Genomic DNA, 20,665 nt, shown 5'->3' on the forward strand with positions numbered 1-20,665 from the left:
AGCGGCGGGGGGAGTGGGGGGCCGGCGGCGGGTTCAGTGCCCCTCGCCGTCCGGGCGGGCCTGCCGGGGGAGCAGGAAGGCGATCACGAAGGCCGCCGCGAGCAGCGCGGCGACGAGGCCGTAGGTCAGGCCGGCCGCGTGCCCGAAGCCGTCGGTCCGGGCCCACCCGAAGAACGCGGTGCCGAGCAGGGCGACGCCCATCGAGCCGCCCAGCTGCTGCTGGGCGTTGAGGACACCGGAGGCGGAGCCGGTCTCGGACTCCTCGACCCCGGCGAGCGCGATGTCGAAGAACGGAGCCATGATCAGGCCGAGCCCGAGGCCGGCCAGGGCGAGCGCCGGTGCCAGCTGCCAGGAGGTGAGGCCGTCGGCGCCGTCCACGGTGGCCCACAGGCCGAGCGCGCCCGCGGCGGCCAGCACCATGCCGAGGTGCAGCACCCGGCGGCCGTACCGGGGGGCCAGCAGGGCGCCGGACAGCACGGCGCCGACGACCACGCCGATCGAGAGCGGGATCATCGACAGCCCGGCGTGCAGCGGCGTCCAGCCCAGGCCGAGCTGGAGGTGGAGGGTGAAGACCAGCATCAGGCCGGAGAGGGCGGCGAAGAACACCAGCCCGGTGGCGAGTGCCGAGACGAAGGCCCGCTTGCCGAAGAGCGAGGGCTCGATCAGCGGGGTGCCGCCGCGCCGCAGGACGCCGCGCTGCTGGACGGTGAAGAGCCAGGCCGTCGGCACCGAGGCGGCCATCGAGAGGAAGGTCCACAGCGGCCAGCCGAGCTCGCGGCCCTGCACCAGCGGGTAGACCAGCAGCAGGACGGCCAGGCCGAGCACGAGCACGCCGACCGGGTCGATCCGTCCGGTACCGGTACCGGTACCGGTGCCGGCGTCGGTGCCGGTGGTGCTCCGGCCGGCGCGGTCGGGGCGGTCGGCGGGCAGGATCCGCCCGGCCGCGAACACGGCGAGCAGGCCCACCGGCAGGTTGATCAGGAAGACCGCCCGCCAGCCGAGGCCGAACCAGTCGGCCCCGGTGAGGTAGCCGCCGAGCGTCGGGCCGAGCACCGAGGAGAGCCCGAGGATCGGGCCGAACAGGCCGAAGGCGGTGCCGAGCTCCTTGGGCGGGAACATCGCCTTGATCAGTCCGAGGCCCTGCGGGATGAGCAGCGCCGCGAACAGGCCCTGCACGGTACGGGCGGCGACCAGGGTGCCGGCGCCGGGCGCGGCGGCGCAGAGCACCGAGGCGAGCGTGAAGCCGGCCGCGCCGAGGACGAAGAGGCGCTTACGGCCGAAGAGGTCGCCGAGCCGGCCGCCGGTGATCAGCAGGACGGCGAAGGCGAGCGTGTAGGAGGCGGTGATCCACTGGATCTGGGCGTCACTGCCGCCGAGGTCCTGCCGGACGGCGGGCGCGGCGACGCCGACGATCGTGGTGTCGAGGAGGTCCATCACCTCGGCGGCGAGGATGACGGCGAGTCCCGCCCAGCGCAGCCGGTAGCCGGTGGACGGCGTTCCGGTGGGCGCGGGCGGGGCGATCTGACTGGTCATGGGGAGGTCTCCGGAGCGAGAGCCAGTGACGAACGGCGTTCGTCATTACGAACACTGTTTTCTTGAACGAACAGTGTTCTCCCATGGAACGGTGTTCGTGTCAAGTACTGTGGGTCCTGTCACCGACCACGAAGGAGCCCCCATGACCAGTGCCGCCCCGCGCTCCGGCTGGCCCGAGCACTGGCAGGACAGGGAGCGGGCACCCCGGCGGCAGCCGCTGAGCCGGGAGCGGATCGTCGAGGCGGCGCTGCGGATCGTCGACACCGAGGGCATGGACGCCCTGAGCATGCGGCGGGTCGGCCAGGAGCTCGGCACCGGCGCGGCCAGCCTCTACGCCCACGTCGGCTCCAAGGAGGAGCTGGTCGAGCTGGTCCTCGACCTCGCCTACGCCGACATCGAGCTGGAGGAAGCCGACCCGGCCCGCTGGGAGGAGCAGATCAAGGGCCTGCTGCGGCGCTCCCGCGAGGCGCTGCTCTCGCACCGGGACCTGGCCAAGGCCGCCGTGGTCGCCAACGTCCCGACCACCCCGCACGCGATGGACATCGCCGAGGCCATGCTCGCCGTGCTGCGGGCCGGCGGACTCGACGAGCAGACCGCCGCCTACGGGGTCGACCTGCTGGGCCTGTACACCACCGCGACCGCCTTCGAGGCGTCCACCCGGGGCGGGGGCAACACCGAGGAGTTCACCGAGCGGATCCACGAGTACTTCGCGACCATCCCGACCGAGCGCTATCCGATGATCACCTCGATGGCCGCCGCGCTCACCCGCAACGTCGGCGACGAGCGCTTCGAGTTCGGCCTGGACATCCTGGTCGCCGGCCTCGCCCGGCAGGCCCCGCGCGGCGCCTGAGTCCGTCCCCGTCCCCGTCCCCGCCCCGTCCCCGTCCCCGTTCCCGGACACGACGGAGCCCCCGTCCGCGATCGGACGGGGGCTCGTCGAAGGTCTTCGGCCGGTTCGGCAGGTCGGGTCGGATCAGCCGGCGTCGGCCGCCGGCCGCCGGTTGCGCTGGTCCAGCGAGGCCAGATAGGCGTTGTACGCCGCCAGCTCGGCGTCACCGCTCCGCTCCTCGGCGCGGTCCTGGCGGCGCGAGAGCCGCGCCTCCGAGCGCATCCACTGGTAGACCAGCGCGATCAGCACGATCGCGGTCGGGATCTCGCCGAACGCCCAGGTGATGCCGCCGGCCAGCTTCTGGTCGGCCAGCAGGTCGGTGCCGGGCGGCGCCCCCTCGGTGGTGAAGGTCTTGACCAGCTGGTGGTTGGCCATCATCACCGCGACGCCGAAGAAGGCGTGGAACGGCATGCCCATGAACAGCTCGATGATCCGCATGACATGGCCCGGCCGGTGCGGGCCCGGGTCCACGCCCATGATCGGCCAGAAGAACACCAGCCCGGTCGCCAGGAAGTGCACCATCATGGCGATGTGCCCGAGCCGGTACTGCATGAGGAAGTCGAACAGCGGGGTGAAGTAGACGCCGTACAGGCTCGCGATGAACAGCGGGATGGTGAAGCCCGGGTGCGAGACCACCTTCACATAGGTCGAGTGCAGCAGCGCCACCAGCAGCTCGCGCGGCCCGCGCGGACGTCCGCGGCCGGCCGGCCGCAGCGCGCGCAGCGCCAGGGTGATCGGCCCGCCGAGCAGCAGCAGGATCGGCGACAGCATCGAGAGCACCATGTGCTGGATCATGTGCGCGCTGAACAGCACCATGCCGTAGTCGTTCAGCCCGGTGCAGGTGACCAGGATCACCGAGCCGACGCCCAGTACCCAGGCCACCGTGCGCCCGACCGACCAGCTGTCCCCGCGCCGCCGCAGCCGCACCACGCCGAGCAGGTACAGCGCGAGCCCGGCCAGGGCGGCGGCCAGGAACACCCAGTCGGGGGACCAGGTGAGCACATTGGAGAACGAGAACGGTCCTAGTTCGGTCATCCCGCCGTGGTGGTGCATGCCTGACATTCCGTCGCCCATCGGCGGGTCCTGCTTTCCGTCCTCGCGGTCCCTGGGTGGGTCCGGTTCGCCCGTTTTGCTTCGTCGTACAGCCTAGGCGGGCCTTACCCGGGGCCTCTCCCCGGGGTCAGCCGTCCGCGTGGGTGGAATCGGCGAGGTTCTCGTCCGTGAGGCCGTGGAAGCCGTAGGGCCAGTCCGGTGAACCGCCGGAGCGGTCGCCACCGCGGGTACTCGGCGTGGGACCCGCTCCCGGTCCTCCGTCCCGCCGCCGGAACGCGTGGGCCGGCGCCGCGCGGTTCCGGGGCGTCAGCCGATCATCCCGAGCCGCGGTCCGCCCTGCTCGTGCAGGCGCCGGAGGAACGCGAGCACACCGGCGGAACCGCCGGCCCAGCCGGCGCTCGCTCCGGCCAGGTTCGCGTCGGGGAAGACCGGACGGGACCGGGTGCCGCCGCTGCGGCTCAGGATGATCGCCGCGACGGTCCCGGCCGACTCCCAGAACTCCTCGGAGTCGGTCGCAAGCGCCACGTCCACCATCAGGTCACCGACACCCGACAGCCCGCAGCACTGGGTGACCAACGGCATCCGCGGCGCCAGTACGGCGCAGGTGCGCGCAGTCCGCTCGGCGAGGGCGAGGTGCTTCGGCTCGTCCAGGCGGTCGGCGGCCCGGACCAGTACCGCCCCGATTCCCGCCAGCCCGCGGCACCAGGAGCCGTAGCGTCGCGTCGCGGTCGGCGCGGTCGCCAGCGCGACGATGTCCGTTGTGACGGCCGCCAGACGTGCGCACGCCAGCCGGGCTCTGTCGGTCGCTCCGGGATCCCCGGTCGCACCGGCGTACTCCGCCAGGAAGTACGCGACACCCGCCGTGCCGTGGGCCAGGCCCTCGCGCAGCGCGGCGTCACCGGCCCGCTCAATGCCTGCGGGCGTCAGCCGGGCCCGGCCGTCGGCCAGCATCCGGTCGCACTCGGCGGCGACGGCGAGGTGCCTGTCGGCCAGGCCGGGGTCGCCTGCTTCCCGCGCCTGATGTGCGAGCAGCAGGCGGCCGACGCCGATGCCGGCGACACCCTCGATCATGTCCGCTTCCGGCGGTCCGCCGTCCGGGCCCCGGGCGGGCAGCGTGGCGTTGTCCGCCGGCTCGTCGGCGCGCGGCGCTCGCGCCCTGTCGACCGCGCCTTCCTCCGCTTCCGCGAGGAACAGCTCGACGCCGGTGCGGCCCGTGTAGAAGCCCGTGGACGGGCTCCGGGTCTGCTGCGCCGTCCACCGCGCCAGCACGTTCACGGCTTCGCGCACGGCGGGCCGGTCCGCATGGCGCAGCAGTTCCAGTCCGAGCCCCGAGCTGCCGCCGTAGACGTCGATCGGTGTCGGGACGTCCGCGCGGGCGGCGAGCGCCGGATCAACGATCCTGAATGCCTCGTCGACGCAGAACGCCGTCGTGTGCTCGACGATCTCCTCGACCAGTCCGGCATCGAGCCGCAGGCGTCGTGGACCCTCGGGCGTCCTGCGCGTCTCCCGGGCGGCGCGGACAGCGGGGGCTGCGGGCGGTTCGGGGGCGCTGGGCACATCCGCCGCCCCGGGGGGTGCCCCGACTGCGGCCTCGTTCCTCTCGGCGCGGAGTCGCTCGGCGCAGGCCCTGCGCAGGGCGGGGTCGAGACTCGTCAACTCCCCTATCACCGAACGGACCCACCGGTGCTGGTCACCCGGGAGGACCCATGCCAGGCTCTCCAGGGTGCGCTCCCGGTTGACCCCGGCGTCCGTATCGACGATCACCGGATCCAGACCGGTGGCGGCGAAGTACAGGGTCGCCCCCAGGGCGTAGTAGTCGTCGGCGGCCTCGGCGGGTCCGGTCGCACGAACCGGCCGACTGTACCCGGGTGTTGCGCCGTCCGGACCGACGCCGTGCAGTTCGCCGATCCCGAAGTCGATCAGCCGGCACCGGCCTGCGGCGTCGAGCACGACGTTGTCGGGCTTCAGATCGCGGACGACCACACCCCGTCCGTGGACCTCGTCGAGGACGGACAGCAGCCCGAGGGCCAACTCGCCCAGCCCGCGCGGGGGTCGGGCATCCCCGTCCCGACGGCGCACGCCGTCCCGGCCGGACCCGTCGCGTCGAGGCCCGTTCGACTCGCGTTCGTTGTCCGGGTTCGGCCCGCTGTCCGGGCGCGGCCCCGGGTCCCGGTAGGGTCCCTCGTCCCGGACGTCCCGTCGCAGGTTCCGATCGCCGCAGTCCGTCAGCACCAGGTACTCGTCGGCCCCGTGCCCGAAGTAGTCCAGTGCGCGCGGCACCCCGGTGACGTCGTCGAGCGCGGCGAGGACGGTGTGTTCGTGGCGCAGCCGGTCGCGGGCATCGGCACCCGATTCGTCCTCGGCCACGAAGGCCCGGGCCTGCTTGATCACGACCGACGCCCCGGTGACCCGGTCGAGGGCCCGGTAGACATTGCCCTCGGGTTTGCGCACGATGCCGCCGGTGACCCGGTAGCGTCCACCGCCCGTCCCGGGTGCGGGCGCCGACGGCTCTCCACCGGCCCCGGCCCCGGCCCCGGCCGCGCTCGCGTTCCGCTGCCGGTCGGCGAAGGGGTCCTCGGCCCATGGGGGGCACCGGTAGGAACCGCTGGCAAGGCCGTCGAAGGCCCGGCCGCCCGGCCCGACCATGACGGACTCCAACCGTCCGCTGCGGCCGGTGCGGTAGGCGGCCGTGAAGGGCCCGTAACGGTAGTAGACCGGGGCCCGCGGGTCGACTCGTCGGTCGCTGACGACCTGCGGGCCTTCCCAGCCGCCCAGTACGGAGACGAGCTCCTCGGCGAGTTCGACCACGATGCCCGTCACCGGGTAGACCGTGATCGCCTTGCCGACCACCCCCGCGCTCGCTGTGCCGGAGTTGATCTCACGCAGGATCTGCGGGCTCCGGGCGAACTTCGCGTGGCAGACGAACCGCTCCAGCACCGGAAGTACGAGACCGGTCACAGCCTCGAGTCCGTCGGGTCGGGCCGAGATGTGGAGTTTCCAACCGTGGTCCATCGCCGGCATGCGCGGATCGTTCAGGTACGACCACTTGTCGTCCGACCGTCCGCTGCGGCCGACGATGGACCGGAGCACTCCTAGTCCCCGCAGGCGAAGCGGGTGGTGGCGGTCACCCAGGGGTCCACGAGGCAGGCGGTGGCGCCGTGGTCGCTGCGGTCGTCGTCCTCGAACACCAGGGTCTCGTCGTCGACCACCAGCGGGCCGGCGTAGCTGAATTCGTCGACCTTCGGGAGTTCCGTCATGGCTACGGGCATGTGACGCCTCCAAGTCCTGTCATGCATGGGTGAGGGCGCGGGTCGCGACCGCTACGGACGAACAGCCTGTTGGACTGTGATCCTGATCCACGAAGGTAGGGAGGAAGGGCTTCTCTGACAAGAGGTCAGGTGACGCCAACTTCACAGCGGCGTAACAGATGTGGAGGCTTCTCCATCGTCGAACATGCTGATCGGCGGGGCTGGTGCGACCGCGGTCGCGGGCGTCGTCGGCCGTCGCCCCCCCGAGGACGGGGATGCGGTCGTGCCGGTGCGCGCCCGGCCTCTTCGGGCCGCTCGACCCGTTCGCCCCCGTCCCGCCCGAGGTCCCGGTCCGAACCTGGAACCTGTGCGGCTACCGTACCGGCCACGCACCGCCCACCCCGGACCGGCACGTCTTCGGTGGCCTGTCCGACGCCGCATTCCGACAGCTCCCCGTCGGAGGGATCAGCAGTCTCACGTCTTCGGGACGAGGGTGTTCCCGTTGGTGCGGCCGGCGGCGAAGTCGTCGATGTTGCGGACGGTGGCGTCGATGATCTGGCCGACGGCGGTGCGGGTGAAGTAGGCCTGGTGGCTGGTGACGAGGACCTGGGGGAAGGTGACGAGGCGGGCGAGGGTGTCGTCGGTGATGCCTTCGATGGAGCGGTCGGTGAAGAAGACGCCTGTTTCCTCCTCGTAGACGTCGAGGCCGACGCCGGAGAGGTGTCCGGCGCGGAGGACCTCGACGAGGGCGGCGCTGTCGACGAGGCCGCCGCGGCTGGAGTTGACGAGGATGGCGTCGTTCTTCATGCGGGCGAGGGCGGTGGCGTCGATGAGGTGGTGGGTGGAGGGCAGCAGGGGCACGTGCAGGCTGACGAGGTCGGCGCGGGAGAGCAGTTCGGGGAGTTCGGTGTAGGTCAGGCCGAGGTCGAGGCAGGCGGGGTTCTCCGCGATGTCCCAGCCGAGGAGCTCGGTGCCGAATCCGGCCGCGATGCGGGCGAAGCATTCGCCGATCTTGCCGGTGCCGATGACGCCGACGGTCATGCCGTGGATGTCGCGGCCGAGCAGGCCGTCGAGGCGGAAGTCGAACTCGCGGGAGCGGCTCGCGGCCCGGGTGAGCCTGCGGTTGACGGCCAGCGCCAGCGTCCAGGCGTGTTCGGCGACCGCGTAGGGGCTGTAGTGGGAGACCCGGGCGACGGTCAGGCCGAGTTCGGCGGCGGCGTCGAGGTCGATGTTGTTGAAGCCGGTGGAGCGCTGGGCGATCAGCTTGGTGCCGCCGGCGGCGAGGGCGGCGAGGGTCGCGGCGTCGAGTTCGGCGTTGACGCTGCTGCTGACGGCCGGGTACCCGGCGGCGAGCGGGGCGGTGTCGCGGTTGAGGAAGACGGAGAGGCAGCGCAGGGAGTGCCGGCCCGCGAAGGCCTTCTCCAGCAGCGGTCGCTCGTCGGCCTGTACGCCGTACGCGAGGATCTCCATCGCCTGGCCCCTCCGGGGTCTCGTCCGCTCCGTTGCGCTTCCGTCGCGCTCCTCCGGTCACGCTAGGGCGACTCCTGCCGGTCCCGCCAGGCGGACGCGGCCGAGGGTGGTCGCCGGCGTGATCGCCGGGTGAACACCGGGGTGATCGCTGCGTGTTCGGCATGTGACAGAAAATGACCGGATTTATACGCAACCCTACGTACCCCCGCCGATCGGCTGTTCCGTAGGTCAACAAGCATTGCGACCATCGAAACGAGTGATTCGATCAAGGAATCACCTTCGTTTAACGATTAACCAATCGTTCGTGAACAGTGCCCGAACCACAGCCCCGGGCACTTGAGGGGGTATCACCATGTCCGAGGACACCCATGCCACGGAGCTGACGCGCCGACGGATGCTGCAGGGGGCCGCGGCCGCCCTGACCGTTGCCACCGGCACCGTCGTGATCGGTCTCGCGGGCCCCGGCGGCGGGGCCGCCACCGCCGCCGACCCGGGCGCGTCCGACAGCTTCGACGAGGTCTTCCAGGGCCGACGGATCCAGGGCCGCCCGGCCGACGTGGGGAGCCACCACCACGGCGGCGCCGCCGGCACCGGCTACGAGGTGCGGATCGACGGCGACGAGCTGCACATGATGCGCAACGCCGACGGCACCTGGATCAGCGTCGTCAACCACTACCAGACCTTCGCGACGCCGCGCGCGCTCGCCCGGGCCGCCGTGAACGACCTCCAGGGCGCCACGCTCGTCCCCGTCGTCACCGCCTGATTCCGGCCACCCGGCCACCCGGCCGCTCGGCCACCCGAGACCGATACACCACCACCAGAGGGGGGACTCATGGGAGTCCGCAAGAACCAGGCGAACCTGACGGCCCAGGAGAAGCGCGCGTTCGTCAACGCCGTACTGGCGCTCAAGGCGAACGGCGGCTACGACCCGTTCGTCACCACGCACAACCAGTTCATCATCAGCGACGTCGACAACGGCGAGCGCACCGGGCACCGCTCGCCCTCCTTCCTGCCCTGGCACCGCCAGTACCTGCTGGAGTTCGAGCGCGCGCTGCAGGCCGTCGACCCGAGCGTCAACCTCCCGTACTGGGACTGGACGGCCGACCGCACCGCCACCGCCGGGATCTGGGGCGCCGACTTCATGGGCGGCAACGGCCGCAGCAGCGACGGCCAGGTGACCACCGGCCCGTTCGCCTTCTCCGGCGGCAACTGGCGGCTCAACGTCAACACCGACAGCCGCACCTATCTGCGCCGCCAGCTCGGCACCGGGGTGGCCCAGCTGCCCAGCCGGACCGACACCGAGTCGGTGCTCGCCATCACCACCTACGACGCCGCGCCGTGGAACAGCTCCTCGGCCGGCTTCCGCAACAACCTGGAGGGGTGGCGCGGGGTCAACCTGCACAACCGGGTGCACGTCTGGGTGGGCGGCCAGATGGCCACCGGGATGTCGCCCAACGACCCGGTGTTCTGGCTGCACCACTGTTTCGTCGACAAGCTGTGGTCCGAGTGGCAGAAGCGCAACCCCGGCAAGACCTACCTGCCGACGGCCGGCACGCCCGACGTGATCGACCTCAACGACCGGATGAAGCCGTGGAACACGGTCACCCCGGCCGACCTGCTCGACCACAGCGGCACCTACACCTACGACACCGGCTTCTGACCGGCTGATCGCCGCCGGTCCGGTTCCGCTCCCGGCGGGGCAGTCGCCGCGAACGGCCCCGGCCCCCGAGGCTCGCGCTCTCGGGGGCCGGGGCACCGGACGTACGGGGGCGGGCGGTCAGATGACCGTCTCGGCCTCCAGGTAGCGGTCGGCCGGCACGGTCTTCAGCTCGGCCACCGCCTCGGCCAGCGGCACCAGGCTGATGTTGGTGCCCTGGAGGGCGGTGATGTGCCCGAAGGCGCCCTTGTGGACGGCCTCCACGGCGTGCCAGCCGAAGCGGGTGGCGAGGACCCGGTCGTAGGCGGTCGGGGTACCGCCGCGCTGGGTGTGGCCGAGGATCACCGGACGGGCCTCCTTGCCGAGCCGGTGCTCCAGCTCGCCGGAGAGCTGGGTGGCGATGCCGGTGAACCGCTCGTGGCCGTAGATGTCCTTGCTGCCCTCTTCCCAGTGCATGGTGCCGGGCTCGGGCTTGGCGCCCTCGGCGCAGACCACGATGGCGAACTTCTTCTGGCGGTCGAAGCGCTCCCGGACGACCGCGGTGAGCTTCTCGATGTGGAACGGGCGCTCCGGCACGACGATCGCGTGCGCGCCGGCCGCCATGCCCGCGTTCAGGGCGATCCAGCCGGTGTGGCGGCCCATGACCTCGACCACCATGACGCGCTGGTGCGACTCGGCCGTGGTCTTCAGCCGGTCCAGCGCCTCGGTGGCGACCGAGACGGCGGTGTCGAAGCCGAAGGTGACGTCGGTGCACGCGATGTCGTTGTCGATGGTCTTCGGCACGCCGACGATGGGCAGGCCCGCGTCGCTCATCAGCTTGGCGGCCTTGAGGGTGCCCTCGCCGCCGATCGGGATCACCGCGTCCAGGCCGAGGTCCGCGCAGTACTTCTTGGCGCGCTCGACGCCGTCGCGCAGATGGCTGGGCTGCACCCGGGAGGACCCGAGGATGGTGCCGCCCTGGGCGAGGATGCCGCTCACCGAGTCGAGGGTCAGGGGCCGGTGGTGCCCTTCGAGGAAACCGCGCCAGCCGTCCTCGAACCCGATGATCTCGTCGCCGTGGTCGACCACCCCCCGGTGGACCACGGACCGGATCACCGCGTTCAGGCCGGGGCAGTCACCGCCGCTGGTCAGCACTCCAATACGCATTGCTTTGCAACTCCCGAGCAGAACCGAGGAACGGCCGGACTACAGGCTGGGACGACGGACCACCACCATGACAGGCCGTACCCGCGCCGGGTGGGCGCGGAGGTGACCGTCGGGTGAAGGACCGGCCGATTCGGACAGAACATCCGAAACCGGCCGTGGAGTCGAGCATACGGCGCCTGCGTCCGGCCGGGCAGGAGCCGACGCGGGAGCGGCGTCGTCGACGCCCCCGCGTGGAAATGCAGCCTGCTGCCGAGGAGGGTGTGCAGCCGGCAGCCCCGGGACGGGGCAGCCCCATTGTCGTACGTCCCGGCCCGTCCGGGGAGCCCATGACCGCATCGCGGGCACCGGGTGGACGGACCGGGGTCGTACTAGGCGGGGCGCGTCGTGGCCGCGATGCGCTCTGCGCGCAGCGCGTCGTACCAGGTGGTGTCGGCCGGCGGCAGGGCGTTCACGTCCAGCGCCAGCTTGAGCAGCATGTCCGCGACGGCGGGGTTGCGCGCCATCACCGGGCCGTGCAGGTAGGTGCCGAAGACGGTGTCCCGCCAGGCGCCCTCGGTGCCGTCGCCGGTGCCGTTGCCCCGGCCGGCGGTGACCCGGGCCAGCGGCTTGACGCCCTGGCCGAGGTGGGTCACACCCTGGTGGTTCTCGAACCCGGTCAGCTGCGGCAGCCCGAGCGCCGGGTCCACGTCGGCCAGCACGTCGCCGACGCAGCGCTCGCCCTCGCCGCGGGTGGTCCACACGTCCAGCAGGCCGAGGCCCGGCTCGCGCTGGCCGAGGTCGTTGACGAACTCGTGGCCGAGGATCTGGTAGCCGGCGCAGACCGCGAAGATGATCGCGCCGTTCTCGGCCGCCCGCACCAGCCCGGTGTCGTTGCGCAGCCGCTCGGCGGCCAGCCGCTGCGGGCGGTCCTCACCGCCGCCGATCAGGTAGATGTCGCCGCTGGTGGGCACCGACTGGTCGGAGCGGACGTCGATCCGGGTCACGTTGAGATGGCGCTGGCGGGCCCGGCGCTCCACGACCAGGGCATTGCCCCGGTCGCCGTAGGTGCTGAGCAGGTCGGGGTAGACCCAGACCACGCGCAGGCTGCTCTCACTCATCCTCGAAGGCCTTCCATGACGTACGTGCGGTGGGCTGCTGGGGGCTGCGGGTGCCGGTCCGGCATCAGCCGGCCACGACCTTCCGCAGCTGCTGGAAGGCGGTGTAGTTGGCGATCGCCTCGATCCGGCCGGGCGGGGCCATCCGGACAGCCTGCTCCAGCGAGTCCACGACGTGGAACTGCAGCCCGGCGACCTCCAGGCGCACCGCGAGGTCCAGCTTGCGCTGGCCCAGCACGAAGACCGGGTGCCCGGCCAGCCGCTCGTAGTCGACGTCCCACAGCCAGGAGGTGTCGGTGCCGTCCGCGTCGAGCGCGTTGACCGAGAGCACCACCGGGGTGGGCGGGCCGTCGATCAGCGAGAAGGTCTCCAGCCAGCCGGCCGGGTTCTTGGCCAGCAGCAGCCTTATGTCACGGCCCTGGTACTGCACCACGTCGTAGCGGCCGGCGACCGCGGAGACGCTGCGCATCCGCTCCAGGGCGACCTGCGGGGAGACGCCGAACACGGCGGCCACGGCGGCCGAGCTGGTGGCGTTGGCGAGGTTGGCCCGGCCGGGCAGCTGGAGCTGGATCGGCCAGGCGCCGCGCTGCGGGTCGATCACATGGGTGCCCTGGAGCGCCCAGTGCGGGTTGGGGCGCCGGAAGCCGCACTCCTGGCAGAACCAGTCGTCGCCGGGGCGCTGCATCACACCGCCGCAGGCGGGGCAGGACCAGGCGTCCTCCTTCCACGCCTGTCCGGCGGCCACCCAGACCACCTTCTTGCAGGAGGAGGCGGCCCAGGTCACCAGGGGGTCGTCGGCGTTGGCGATCACCACGGCCTCGGTGTCCTGGAGGCCCTCGCGCCACTTCTCGGCCATCATCCGGGTCTCGGCGGCGCGGTCGAGCTGGTCGCGGGAGAGGTTGAGCAGGGCGATCGCCTTGGGGCGGGTGTCGCGGGCGACGCCGGCCAGGTACTTCTCGTCGACCTCGATCACGCCGAAGCGGGCCTCCGAGCCGCCGGCCAGGGCGGAGGTGATGCCGGCCGGCATGTTGGCGCCCAGGGCGTTGGAGACCACCGGGCCGGCGGCGCGCAGCGCCTCGGCGATCAGACGGGTGGTGGTGGTCTTGCCGTTGGTGGCGCTGACCAGCACCACGTCCAGGTGGTCGGCGAGGGTGGCGAGCAGATCGGGGTCGAGCCTGAGCGCGACCTTGCCGCCGATCACCGAGCCGCTGCCTCGGCCGGCCTTGCGGGACACGGCGGCGGCCACCTTGCCGGCGGTCACCGCGATCTTCGCGCGTGCCGGCAGCGAGGCGTCGCGTGCGCCTGTGGGCTCCGATTCGGTGCCTGCCATGCTCAGTGGTTCCTCCTTGCTGCGGCACCGCCCGGGGGCCGGACTACGGGCCGTCGGGCGGCGGGGACGGGATCAGCCTACCGACTCCGTCGCCCGGCTCGACTCCCCGGACCCCGTGCCGCCTGCTGCGACGCCCCGGGAGCGGCGGTCCGGGAGGTCCTGACGCGGGGTCGGGGTGGGCGGTGTACGGACGGGCCGTTCGCCGTCGGGGACGCGTGGGCGGGGTGCGGCGGTTCCGCGCGCGCCCCGGGCCGGGCGGCGCTGGGGCCGCCCGGCCCGGGGCCGGTGAGGTTCTTGGTGAGGATGTGGTGAAGAAATGACCGGACGATTACCGGACCTGTCCGATCTGCTCACCGGTACGACTCGATCGCGGGGTCGCGCGGCCCCGAAGACAGCCTGTGAGCGGTTCTGGGGACGCCCCGTTCTCAGCGGCCCGGACGGGTCTGCCAGGGCACCGGGAGCTCCTCGGCGGCCTCCGCCAGATGGGCGGTGATCACCAGGGTGCCCTCGTCCACCTCGTAGTCCAGCGGGGCCGCCAGCCGGCGCATGGTCGCGATCAGCCCGGTGTTGGACGACTGGGTGACCGCGTACACCGTCTCCACCCCGGCCTCCAGGGCCAGCGCGGACATCCGCCGCATGAGGTCCAGGCCCAGCCCGCGCCGCTGCCAGGCGTCCTCGACCAGCACCGCCACCTCGGCGCTGTCGTCGTCCCACATCAGGTGTCCGAGGGCGACGATCCGCCCGTCCGCCGTCTCGACGGTCAGGGCCTGCCCGTGCCGGGCGTCCAGCAGGTGGTCCAGGTAGCGGTCGGCGTCCCGGACCGGCCCGTGGTAGCGCTTGCGCAGGGTCTCGGGGGAGCAGCGGTGGTGCATCGCCAGCGCGGCCGCCTTGTCGTCGGCGTCCGCGCGCCGCACGGTCAGCTCGGCGCCGGCCGGCACGCTCAGCTGGGCCCGGACGTCCGGCACCCGGGGGCCGAGCAGGGTGTCCAGCTCGACCAGGGCCTGCGCCCGGGCGAACTCGGTCGGGGTGAACGGCAGCTGCGGGCGGGTGAGTTCGACCAGGTCGCCGGAGGGGACGGGCAGCCGCATCACATGGCCGTCCACCCCGGCGGTGCCGCGCGCGGCCGCCCCCGGGTACTGCCGGATGCTGCACTGCCCGAAGAGCTGGCGCAGCGCGATCGGCAGCTCCGCGGCGTCCAGCGCCGTCCGGGTGGCGAGGGCCAGCACATGGGTGGGCACGTCCACCAGGTCGTGCGCGTCGGCCGGGCCGGTCCAGATGTCGTGCCCGCCGGCCCCGGCCACCAGCGCGGTCAGGTCGGCCCGGGTGAGCGAGCGCGGCGCGCGGACGAAGAACTCGTCCACCGCGCCGGTCGGCAGCGGGTGGGACTGCATCGAGACGATGTTCACCTGCCGGCCGGCGAGGGCCGCGCAGACCCGGGCCAGACTGCCGGGGGAGTCCTGCACGGTGGTGCGGACCCGCCACAGCGAGCTGCCCTCGAAGTCGTGCAGCGGCCCCCGCAGCGGCTCGGCCTCCGGCACCCCCGGCGGCGCGGGCGCGTCCGGCGCCGGGGGACCGTGCAGCTGGTGGCGGTGTGCCCACCAGGTGTGGAACAGCGCGGTGGCGAGCAGCGCGACGGCGGACACGCCGAGCACCGCCGGCCCGTCCGGTCCGTGCACCACCAGCTTGGCCACCAGGTCGGCGGCGGTCACCGAGAGGAAGACGGCGGAGAGCTCCACCGCGTCGCGCCGCCAGCGGTGGTTGCGGAGGCCGCGGCGTTGGGCACGGGAGGGGGTCGTGGTCGGATCGGTCGTGGGCGTCAGCTGCTCCGTGTGCTCCATGCCATCAATCTGCCGCTTCCGTGTTTCACGATCACGAATCCTCCGTGACCCCGCGGTTAATGGTGCCGTGACTCGATCACCGTCGCCGGTCACCCGGTGTGCTCGGCCCCGGCTGCCTTCACTTCGGCGAGGAGGACGGCGAGGTCCTCCTCGGTGGTGGCGGGGTTGAGGAGGCAGGCGCGGAGGATCTCGCGGCCGTCGAGGCGGGCGCCGGTGAGGAAGGCGCGGCCGCGGCGCTGGACGGCGGCGGGGAGCTCGCGGTTGAGGGCGTCGAGGGCGGCCTCGTCGGCCGGGCCGGTCGGGTCGGCGGGGCGCAGGCGGAACGCCACGATGGAGGTCTGGACCTCGGCGAGGAGTTCCAACTCGGGGTCGGCGGTGACGAGTTCGCCGAGCCGGCGGGCCAGGGCGGTGGTCCGGGCGATGTCGGCGGCCAGGCCGTCGCGGCCCCGGTGGGCGATCGTCGCCCAGACCTTGAGGGCGCGGAACGGGCGGGTCTGCTCGGTGCCGTACTCGGAGAACCAGCCGAGCTCGCCGGCCGCCTCGTCGCGCAGGTAGGAGGGGACGAGGCTGAAGGCGGCGCGCAGCTCGGCGGGGTCGCGGACCAGCGCGCAGCCGCAGTCGACCGGGACGCCGAGCCACTTGTGCGGGTCGAGGGCGAGCGAGTCGGCGCGGGCCAGCCCGGCGTAGCGGTGGGCGATCTCCGGGTCCAGGACTCCGAACGCCCCGTAGGCGCCGTCCACGTGCAGCCAGAGCCGCTCCTCGGCGCACAGGTCGGCGAGCGGGTCGAAGGCGTCCACCGCGCCGGTGCCGACGGTGCCGGCCGAGGCCACCACCAGGAACGGGAGCAGTCCGGCGGCCCGGTCGCGGGCGATCGCGGTGCGCAGCTCGGCGGGGTCGAGGCGGCCGTCGGGGCCGGTGGCCACGACGCGCAGGTGCTTGCTGCCGAGGCCCAGCAGCTCGGCGGCCTTGCGGACGCAGGAGTGGGTCTCGCCGGTGACGTAGCCGACCAGCGGCGGCATCCCGGCCAGGCCGTCCTCGCGGACGTCCCACCCGGCGTCGCGGGCGGCGCGGTTGCGGGCGGCGGAGAGGCAGACGATGGTCGCCATCGAGGTGCCGGAGGTGAGCAGCCCGCCGCCGGGCGGGTGCGGGAAGCCGACCAGCTCGGCGATCCAGCGGACCACGGCCCGCTCCAGGTGGACGTCCGCGTGGTCGCCGCCGGCCGAGCTGGGGTTCATCGCGGCGGCGGCCAGGGTGGCGAGCACGCCGGCCGGGGCGGGCGCGGAGTTCACCCAGCCGAAGAAGCGCGGGTGGCCGTTGCCCATCGGGTACGGCAGGACGTCCCGGCCGACCGAGGCCAGCAGCTCGTCCAGCGGACGGCCGGCGGCGGGCAGCGGGGCGTCCAGCAGGGTGCGGCGGGCGGCGTCGTCCATCGGCTGCCAGACCGGGCCGGCGGCCAGGCCGGCGAGGTGGTCGGCGGCCAGGTCGGCGGCGGTGTGCGCGGCGGCGCGGAAGTCGTCGGAGGTCATGCGGTGGCTCCAGGTGGTGCGGGGCCCGGTGGCGCGGCGTCCTCGGCGCACCCGAACGCCGCGATCCTACGGAAACGGGCCCGCGCCGTGCGGCGCGGGCCCGGTATCCGGGACGACCCCCGGCCCCGGCCGGGTGAGTCAGTCGAGCGAGGCGGAGAGCCCGCCGGCGGAGCGGCAGTAGCCCTGCATCTCCTTGTCGGAGAACTTGGCGCAGAGCCGGCCGGCCGCGCCCGCGTCCGTGTAGTTGACCGTGTAGTAGCTGACCAGCCCCTCGGCGCAGGCCTTGCGCTGCCAGCCGTCCGCGGCGGTGGCGCACTGCTGGGCGGCCCAGTCCTCGCGGTCCAGGTTGTACTTCATGGTGCGCGAGCCGACGCCCCGGCTGCAGTCGACCGACCCGCCGGAGGCCTTGCCGGCGAGGCACCACTTCAGGGCCTCGGCGTACACCTCGGGGTGGTTCGGGTAGTCGTGCGAGGAGAGGTAGAAGGTCGGCGCGTAGAAGAAGCAGGCGGACTGGAACAGCGCCGGCTGGTCCTTGCACGGGTACAGCGGGTCCTGGGCGAGCTTGTCGGCGGGGAGGTTGGCCTTGGCCTTCTCGTCCTCCTCGTCCGGGCCGAAGAGCTGCATGAACAGGCCCTCGGAGCAGCGGATCCGGTTCTGGTCGGTGGTGAACTTGTTGCAGAGCTCGCGCGCCTTGGCGACGTCCTGCTTGGCGACGAACATGGTGCCGTGGCCGACGCCGTGGATGCACGGGCCGCTGTTCTTGGGCGCGCAGAGCTTGACCAGGTCGGTCTCCGGCTGGGCGGAGGCGTTGAGCATCTCCTCGACCGCGCCGTGCAGGTAGCCGGCCGCGCAGGTCTCGTGCGGGAAGGAGATGACCTTCTGGAAGTCCGCGTTGAACCGCTTGACCGCCGCGTGCCCGAGCTCGTGGGCGATCGGGTGGCAGAACCGGACGGTGTACGGCAGCTGCTTGGTGATCCGGTCGAGGTCGGCCAGGGCGACGCCGGGGTCGCTGGCGTCCATCTCGGCCATCAGCTTGTTGCGCAGCGTCGAGCGGGTCCAGACCGCCGGGTCCCCGGTCGCGGTGGCCGACGCGGCCGGCTGCCCGGCCGCCTGCCCGCCACCGGCGGGCGCGGCGCCGGCCGGCCCGGTGGTGCCCTCGGTTCCCGGGACGGCCGGGGCGACGGCCGCGCGGTCGGCGGCCTGCTGGGGCGTCCAGTCGGTGACGGCCACCGACCCCAGGCCCAGCACCCCGAGCAGCAGGGCGGTGAGAATCGCGAAGGCTCGCGGTTGCATGGCGGAGATCCCCCGGCGGATCGAGACGGACGGGACGTTCCCCATCCTGACGGCACGGGTCTCGGATTCCGTGTTTTCGGCCGCCATTCGGGAGGTGTCGGCGACGCTATCGCACGTCCCGCCCGGTCAACGAGGCGGGTTCGCGGCGGGTCACCCTCCCCCGGGTGGCGCAACGGCGCACCACCCGGGGGGCACCCGGCGCACCCGGGGGTCAGAGCTCCAGCGACACCTGGTACTCCGTCAGCCAGGCGTCCAGGTCCAGGGCCAGATCGGCCGCCAGCCGGACCGTCTGCGGGTCGGTGTCCGGGGCGAGCGCGTCGGCGAGCTCGCGGCGGTCGAGCAGGGGGAGGGCGGGGGAGCCGGGGTCGGCGGCCAGTGCGGCGAGTTCGCGGCGGAGCAGCTCCGGGTAGCGCGGGTCCTGGACGATCGGGTACGGGCTCTTCATCCGGTCGGCGATCTCGGCCGGCAGCACGTCCCGGACGGCGGCGCGCAGCAGGCTCTTCTCCCGGCCGTCGAAGGACTTCATCGTCCACGGCGTGTTGAAGACGTACTGCACCAGCCGGTGGTCGCAGAACGGCACCCGCACCTCCAGCCCGTTGGCCATGCTCATCCGGTCCTTGCGGTCCAGCAGGATCCGGACGAAGCGGGTGAGGTTGAGGTACGACACCTCCCGCATCCGCCGTTCGAACGGGTCGCTGTCCGGCAGCTGCGGCACCTCGGCGAGCGCCTCCCGGTACCGGGCGCGCCGGTAGCCGGGCAGGTCGAGCTTGGCGAGCAGCTCCCGGTCCAGCAGCTGCTCGCGCGGGCCGGTGCCCGCGCCGCCGAAGCCGCTGATCGCGGTCGCCCACGGGAAGTCGTCGGCGTCGAGGGCCTTCGGGTCGTGGAACCAGCGGTAGCCGCCGAACAGCTCGTCCGCGGACTCGCCGGACAGCGCGACCGTCGAGTGCTCGCGCACCCCGCGGAAGAGCAGCAGCAGCGAGGTGTCCATGTCGCCGACGCCGCCCGGCAGGTCCCGGGCGCGCAGGGTGGCGAGCCGCTGCGCCGGGTCGGTGAGGGCGGCGCTGTCCAGCTCGATCACCGAGTGGTCGGCGCCCACGTGCCGGGCGAGCAGTTCCGCGTACGGCCGGTCCGGGGTGGTGCGCACCGCGTCCGGGTGGAAGTGCTCGCTCTGCCCGGTGAAGTCGACCGCGAAGGAGCGGACCGGCCCGGTGCCCGCCGCGTCCAGGCAGCGGGCGGCCAGGGCGGTGACCGCGCTGGAGTCGAGGCCGCCGGAGAGCAGCGAGCAGAGCGGCACGTCCGCCTCCAGCTGGCGGTGGACGATGTCCTCCAGCAGGGCCCGGACGGTGCCGATCGTGGTGGCGAGGTCCTGGGTGTGCCGGCGGGCCTCCAGCGCCCAGTAGCGGTGGACCGAGACGCCGCCGCGCCGCACCCGCACCAGGTGGCCGGGCTGGACCTCGGCGATGCCCCGGTACGGGGTGAGGCCCGGGGTGCGGGCCATGGAGATCAGCTCGCGCAGCCCGTCCAGGTCGACCACCGGGCGCACCGCGGGGTGGGCCAGCAGCGACTTGGGCTCCGAGCCGAAGACCGCGCCGTCCGGGGTGGGGTGGTAGTGCAGCGGTTTGACGCCCATCCGGTCGCGGACCAGCAGCAGCTCCTCGGTGCGGGCGTCCCAGACCGCGAAGGCGAACATGCCGTTCAGCCGCTCGGCGACGCGCTCGCCCCACTCCAGGTAGCCGCGCAGGACCACCTCGGTGTCGCCCCGGGTGCGGAAGCGGTGGCCGGCGGCCACCAGCTCGGCGCGCAGTTCGTGGTGGTTGTACACCTCGCCGTTGTAACTGAGGGCGACCAGCAGCCGGCCGTCGTGCTCGGCCGTCATCGGCTGGGCGCCGCCCTCGGGGTCGAGCACGGCGAGGCGCCGGTGGCCCAGGGCGGCGTGCCGCTCCAGGTGGGCCCCGCCGTCGTCCGGGCCGCGGCAGAACTGGGTGGCGGTCATGGCGTCGAGCACGTCGCGTTCGAGGGTCAGGTCGCGGTCGTAGGCGACCCATCCGGTGATCCCGCACATCAGCAAGCCTCCGGTTCTTCCGACACTCTTCCGATGCTCCCGCCCCCCTGGTCACCCCGTGGTTCCCCCCGGTGTGTGAGCAGGTCATCACGCTACGTGGTGGCCCCGGTGCGGACAAGACCCCGTGGCTGCGCCGATTGCCGCAGAATCCTGCCCGATTTCGGGCAAGATCTTTGATCTTTCCCGGGATGGCCGCCTAGGCTCACCGACTGTGTCCAGCTCGACCGGTTCCTCGCACCCTCACGAAGACCTCCTCGCCCACCTCACCCGGACCAGCCCGCTCGGGCCCCGGGAGGCGGCGCGGGTGGTGGCGGAGGTGCTGGCGTACTTCTCCGAGACCACCGAGGAGTACGTCCGCCGCCGTCACGGCGAGCTGCAGGCGCGCGGCCTGACCAACGAGAAGATCTTCGCCCGGCTCGCCGAGGAGCTGCCCGCCCGCCGGGTCGCGGCCCCGGAGCTCTCGGCCCGCCAGCTGCGCCGGATCGTCTACGGCTGACCGGCCGGTCCGGCACCGCCCGGTTGCCGG

16 protein-coding genes are annotated in these 20,665 nt (G+C 73.0%); 4 read left to right on the forward strand and 12 right to left on the reverse strand.

Annotated elements, in window-relative coordinates:
- Positions 1-33: 33 nt before the first annotated feature.
- Positions 34-1,533 carry an MFS transporter gene (locus OG715_RS35925; RefSeq protein WP_266273094.1) on the reverse strand — a complete coding sequence of 500 codons (1,500 nt, stop codon included), beginning with the start codon at positions 1,531-1,533 and terminating at the stop codon, positions 34-36.
- Positions 1,534-1,675: 142 nt separating this feature from the next.
- Between OG715_RS35925 and OG715_RS35930 the strand changes: the two genes are divergently transcribed.
- Positions 1,676-2,383, forward strand: a complete 708-nt coding sequence (locus tag OG715_RS35930; protein ID WP_266273093.1) for a TetR/AcrR family transcriptional regulator — start codon at positions 1,676-1,678, stop codon at positions 2,381-2,383.
- 123 nt (positions 2,384-2,506) lie between these two features.
- Here OG715_RS35930 and OG715_RS35935 read toward each other — a convergent pair whose 3' ends face one another.
- The 4 genes from OG715_RS35935 to OG715_RS35955 form a co-directional block, all read right to left on the reverse strand.
- Positions 2,507-3,475, reverse strand: a complete 969-nt coding sequence (locus tag OG715_RS35935; protein WP_266273092.1) for a cytochrome c oxidase assembly protein — start codon at positions 3,473-3,475, stop codon at positions 2,507-2,509.
- A gap of 306 nt (positions 3,476-3,781) precedes the next feature.
- Positions 3,782-6,565: a class III lanthionine synthetase LanKC N-terminal domain-containing protein gene (locus OG715_RS35940; protein ID WP_438268130.1), complete on the reverse strand. Its 2,784-nt coding sequence runs from the start codon at positions 6,563-6,565 to the stop codon at positions 3,782-3,784.
- 2 nt (positions 6,566-6,567) lie between these two features.
- Positions 6,568-6,732 (reverse strand): SflA family class IV lanthipeptide, encoded by a 165-nt coding sequence (locus OG715_RS35945; protein WP_266273090.1) that lies wholly within the window; start codon positions 6,730-6,732, stop codon positions 6,568-6,570.
- A gap of 465 nt (positions 6,733-7,197) precedes the next feature.
- Entirely contained in the window at positions 7,198-8,193 is a 996-nt protein-coding gene (locus OG715_RS35955; protein WP_266273089.1) for a 2-hydroxyacid dehydrogenase, read from the reverse strand.
- Between the two features lie 352 nt (positions 8,194-8,545).
- Between OG715_RS35955 and melC1 the strand changes: the two genes are divergently transcribed.
- Entirely contained in the window at positions 8,546-8,956 is a 411-nt protein-coding gene (melC1, locus tag OG715_RS35960; protein ID WP_266273088.1) for an apotyrosinase chaperone MelC1, read from the forward strand.
- Positions 8,957-9,025: 69 nt separating this feature from the next.
- Positions 9,026-9,853: a tyrosinase MelC2 gene (gene melC2 / locus OG715_RS35965; protein ID WP_266273087.1), complete on the forward strand. Its 828-nt coding sequence runs from the start codon at positions 9,026-9,028 to the stop codon at positions 9,851-9,853.
- Between the two features lie 117 nt (positions 9,854-9,970).
- On the opposite strand, the gene OG715_RS35970 is transcribed toward melC2, so the two are convergent.
- The 7 genes from OG715_RS35970 to asnB all read right to left on the reverse strand — a co-directional run bounded on the left by OG715_RS35970 (position 9,971) and on the right by asnB (position 20,139).
- On the reverse strand, positions 9,971-10,996 hold the full coding sequence (locus OG715_RS35970; protein WP_266273086.1) for a 6-phosphofructokinase: 1,026 nt from the start codon (positions 10,994-10,996) through the stop codon (positions 9,971-9,973).
- A 368-nt stretch (positions 10,997-11,364) separates the two neighbouring features.
- The gene (locus OG715_RS35975) at positions 11,365-12,093 is read right to left on the reverse strand and encodes a type 1 glutamine amidotransferase (RefSeq protein ID WP_045942902.1); all 729 of its coding nucleotides are present in this window, start codon (positions 12,091-12,093) and stop codon (positions 11,365-11,367) included.
- Positions 12,094-12,157: 64 nt separating this feature from the next.
- Positions 12,158-13,420 (reverse strand): MurT ligase domain-containing protein, encoded by a 1,263-nt coding sequence (locus tag OG715_RS35980; protein ID WP_266273085.1) that lies wholly within the window; start codon positions 13,418-13,420, stop codon positions 12,158-12,160.
- Positions 13,421-13,845: 425 nt separating this feature from the next.
- On the reverse strand, positions 13,846-15,258 hold the full coding sequence (locus tag OG715_RS35985) for a GNAT family N-acetyltransferase (protein ID WP_266273083.1): 1,413 nt from the start codon (positions 15,256-15,258) through the stop codon (positions 13,846-13,848).
- Between the two features lie 89 nt (positions 15,259-15,347).
- Positions 15,348-16,784, reverse strand: coding sequence for a pyridoxal phosphate-dependent decarboxylase family protein (locus OG715_RS35990; protein ID WP_266273082.1), 1,437 nt, complete (start codon positions 16,782-16,784; stop codon positions 15,348-15,350).
- 138 nt (positions 16,785-16,922) lie between these two features.
- On the reverse strand, positions 16,923-18,077 hold the full coding sequence (locus tag OG715_RS35995; RefSeq protein WP_266273081.1) for a hypothetical protein: 1,155 nt from the start codon (positions 18,075-18,077) through the stop codon (positions 16,923-16,925).
- A gap of 211 nt (positions 18,078-18,288) precedes the next feature.
- Complete coding sequence (gene asnB / locus OG715_RS36000) at positions 18,289-20,139, reverse strand: asparagine synthase (glutamine-hydrolyzing) (protein ID WP_266273080.1); 1,851 nt, start codon at positions 20,137-20,139, stop codon at positions 18,289-18,291.
- A gap of 211 nt (positions 20,140-20,350) precedes the next feature.
- Here asnB and OG715_RS36005 point away from each other — a divergent pair, with 211 nt between their 5' ends.
- Positions 20,351-20,635, forward strand: a complete 285-nt coding sequence (locus tag OG715_RS36005) for a hypothetical protein (RefSeq protein WP_030396260.1) — start codon at positions 20,351-20,353, stop codon at positions 20,633-20,635.
- Positions 20,636-20,665 lie beyond the last annotated feature (30 nt).

This window comes from Kitasatospora purpeofusca (assembly GCF_036010405.1).
Lineage (GTDB): Bacteria > Actinomycetota > Actinomycetes > Streptomycetales > Streptomycetaceae > Kitasatospora > Kitasatospora purpeofusca.

Excerpts from the sequence above, each read along its gene's own strand:
- OG715_RS35990 (WP_266273082.1), bottom strand. The coding sequence starts at position 16,784 with ATGACCTCCGACGACTTCCGCGCCGCCGCGCACACCGCCGCCGACCTG.
- asnB (WP_266273080.1), bottom strand. The coding sequence starts at position 20,139 with ATGTGCGGGATCACCGGATGGGTCGCCTACGACCGCGACCTGACCCTC.
- OG715_RS35995 (WP_266273081.1), bottom strand. The coding sequence starts at position 18,077 with ATGCAACCGCGAGCCTTCGCGATTCTCACCGCCCTGCTGCTCGGGGTG.
- melC2 (WP_266273087.1), top strand. The coding sequence starts at position 9,026 with ATGGGAGTCCGCAAGAACCAGGCGAACCTGACGGCCCAGGAGAAGCGC.
- OG715_RS35930 (WP_266273093.1), top strand. The coding sequence starts at position 1,676 with ATGACCAGTGCCGCCCCGCGCTCCGGCTGGCCCGAGCACTGGCAGGAC.
- OG715_RS35925 (WP_266273094.1), bottom strand. The coding sequence starts at position 1,533 with ATGACCAGTCAGATCGCCCCGCCCGCGCCCACCGGAACGCCGTCCACC.
- OG715_RS35980 (WP_266273085.1), bottom strand. The coding sequence starts at position 13,420 with ATGGCAGGCACCGAATCGGAGCCCACAGGCGCACGCGACGCCTCGCTG.
- OG715_RS35945 (WP_266273090.1), bottom strand. The coding sequence starts at position 6,732 with ATGACGGAACTCCCGAAGGTCGACGAATTCAGCTACGCCGGCCCGCTG.
- OG715_RS35970 (WP_266273086.1), bottom strand. The coding sequence starts at position 10,996 with ATGCGTATTGGAGTGCTGACCAGCGGCGGTGACTGCCCCGGCCTGAAC.
- OG715_RS35975 (WP_045942902.1), bottom strand. The coding sequence starts at position 12,093 with ATGAGTGAGAGCAGCCTGCGCGTGGTCTGGGTCTACCCCGACCTGCTC.
- OG715_RS35935 (WP_266273092.1), bottom strand. The coding sequence starts at position 3,475 with ATGCACCACCACGGCGGGATGACCGAACTAGGACCGTTCTCGTTCTCC.
- melC1 (WP_266273088.1), top strand. The coding sequence starts at position 8,546 with ATGTCCGAGGACACCCATGCCACGGAGCTGACGCGCCGACGGATGCTG.
- OG715_RS35985 (WP_266273083.1), bottom strand. The coding sequence starts at position 15,258 with ATGGAGCACACGGAGCAGCTGACGCCCACGACCGATCCGACCACGACC.
- OG715_RS35955 (WP_266273089.1), bottom strand. The coding sequence starts at position 8,193 with ATGGAGATCCTCGCGTACGGCGTACAGGCCGACGAGCGACCGCTGCTG.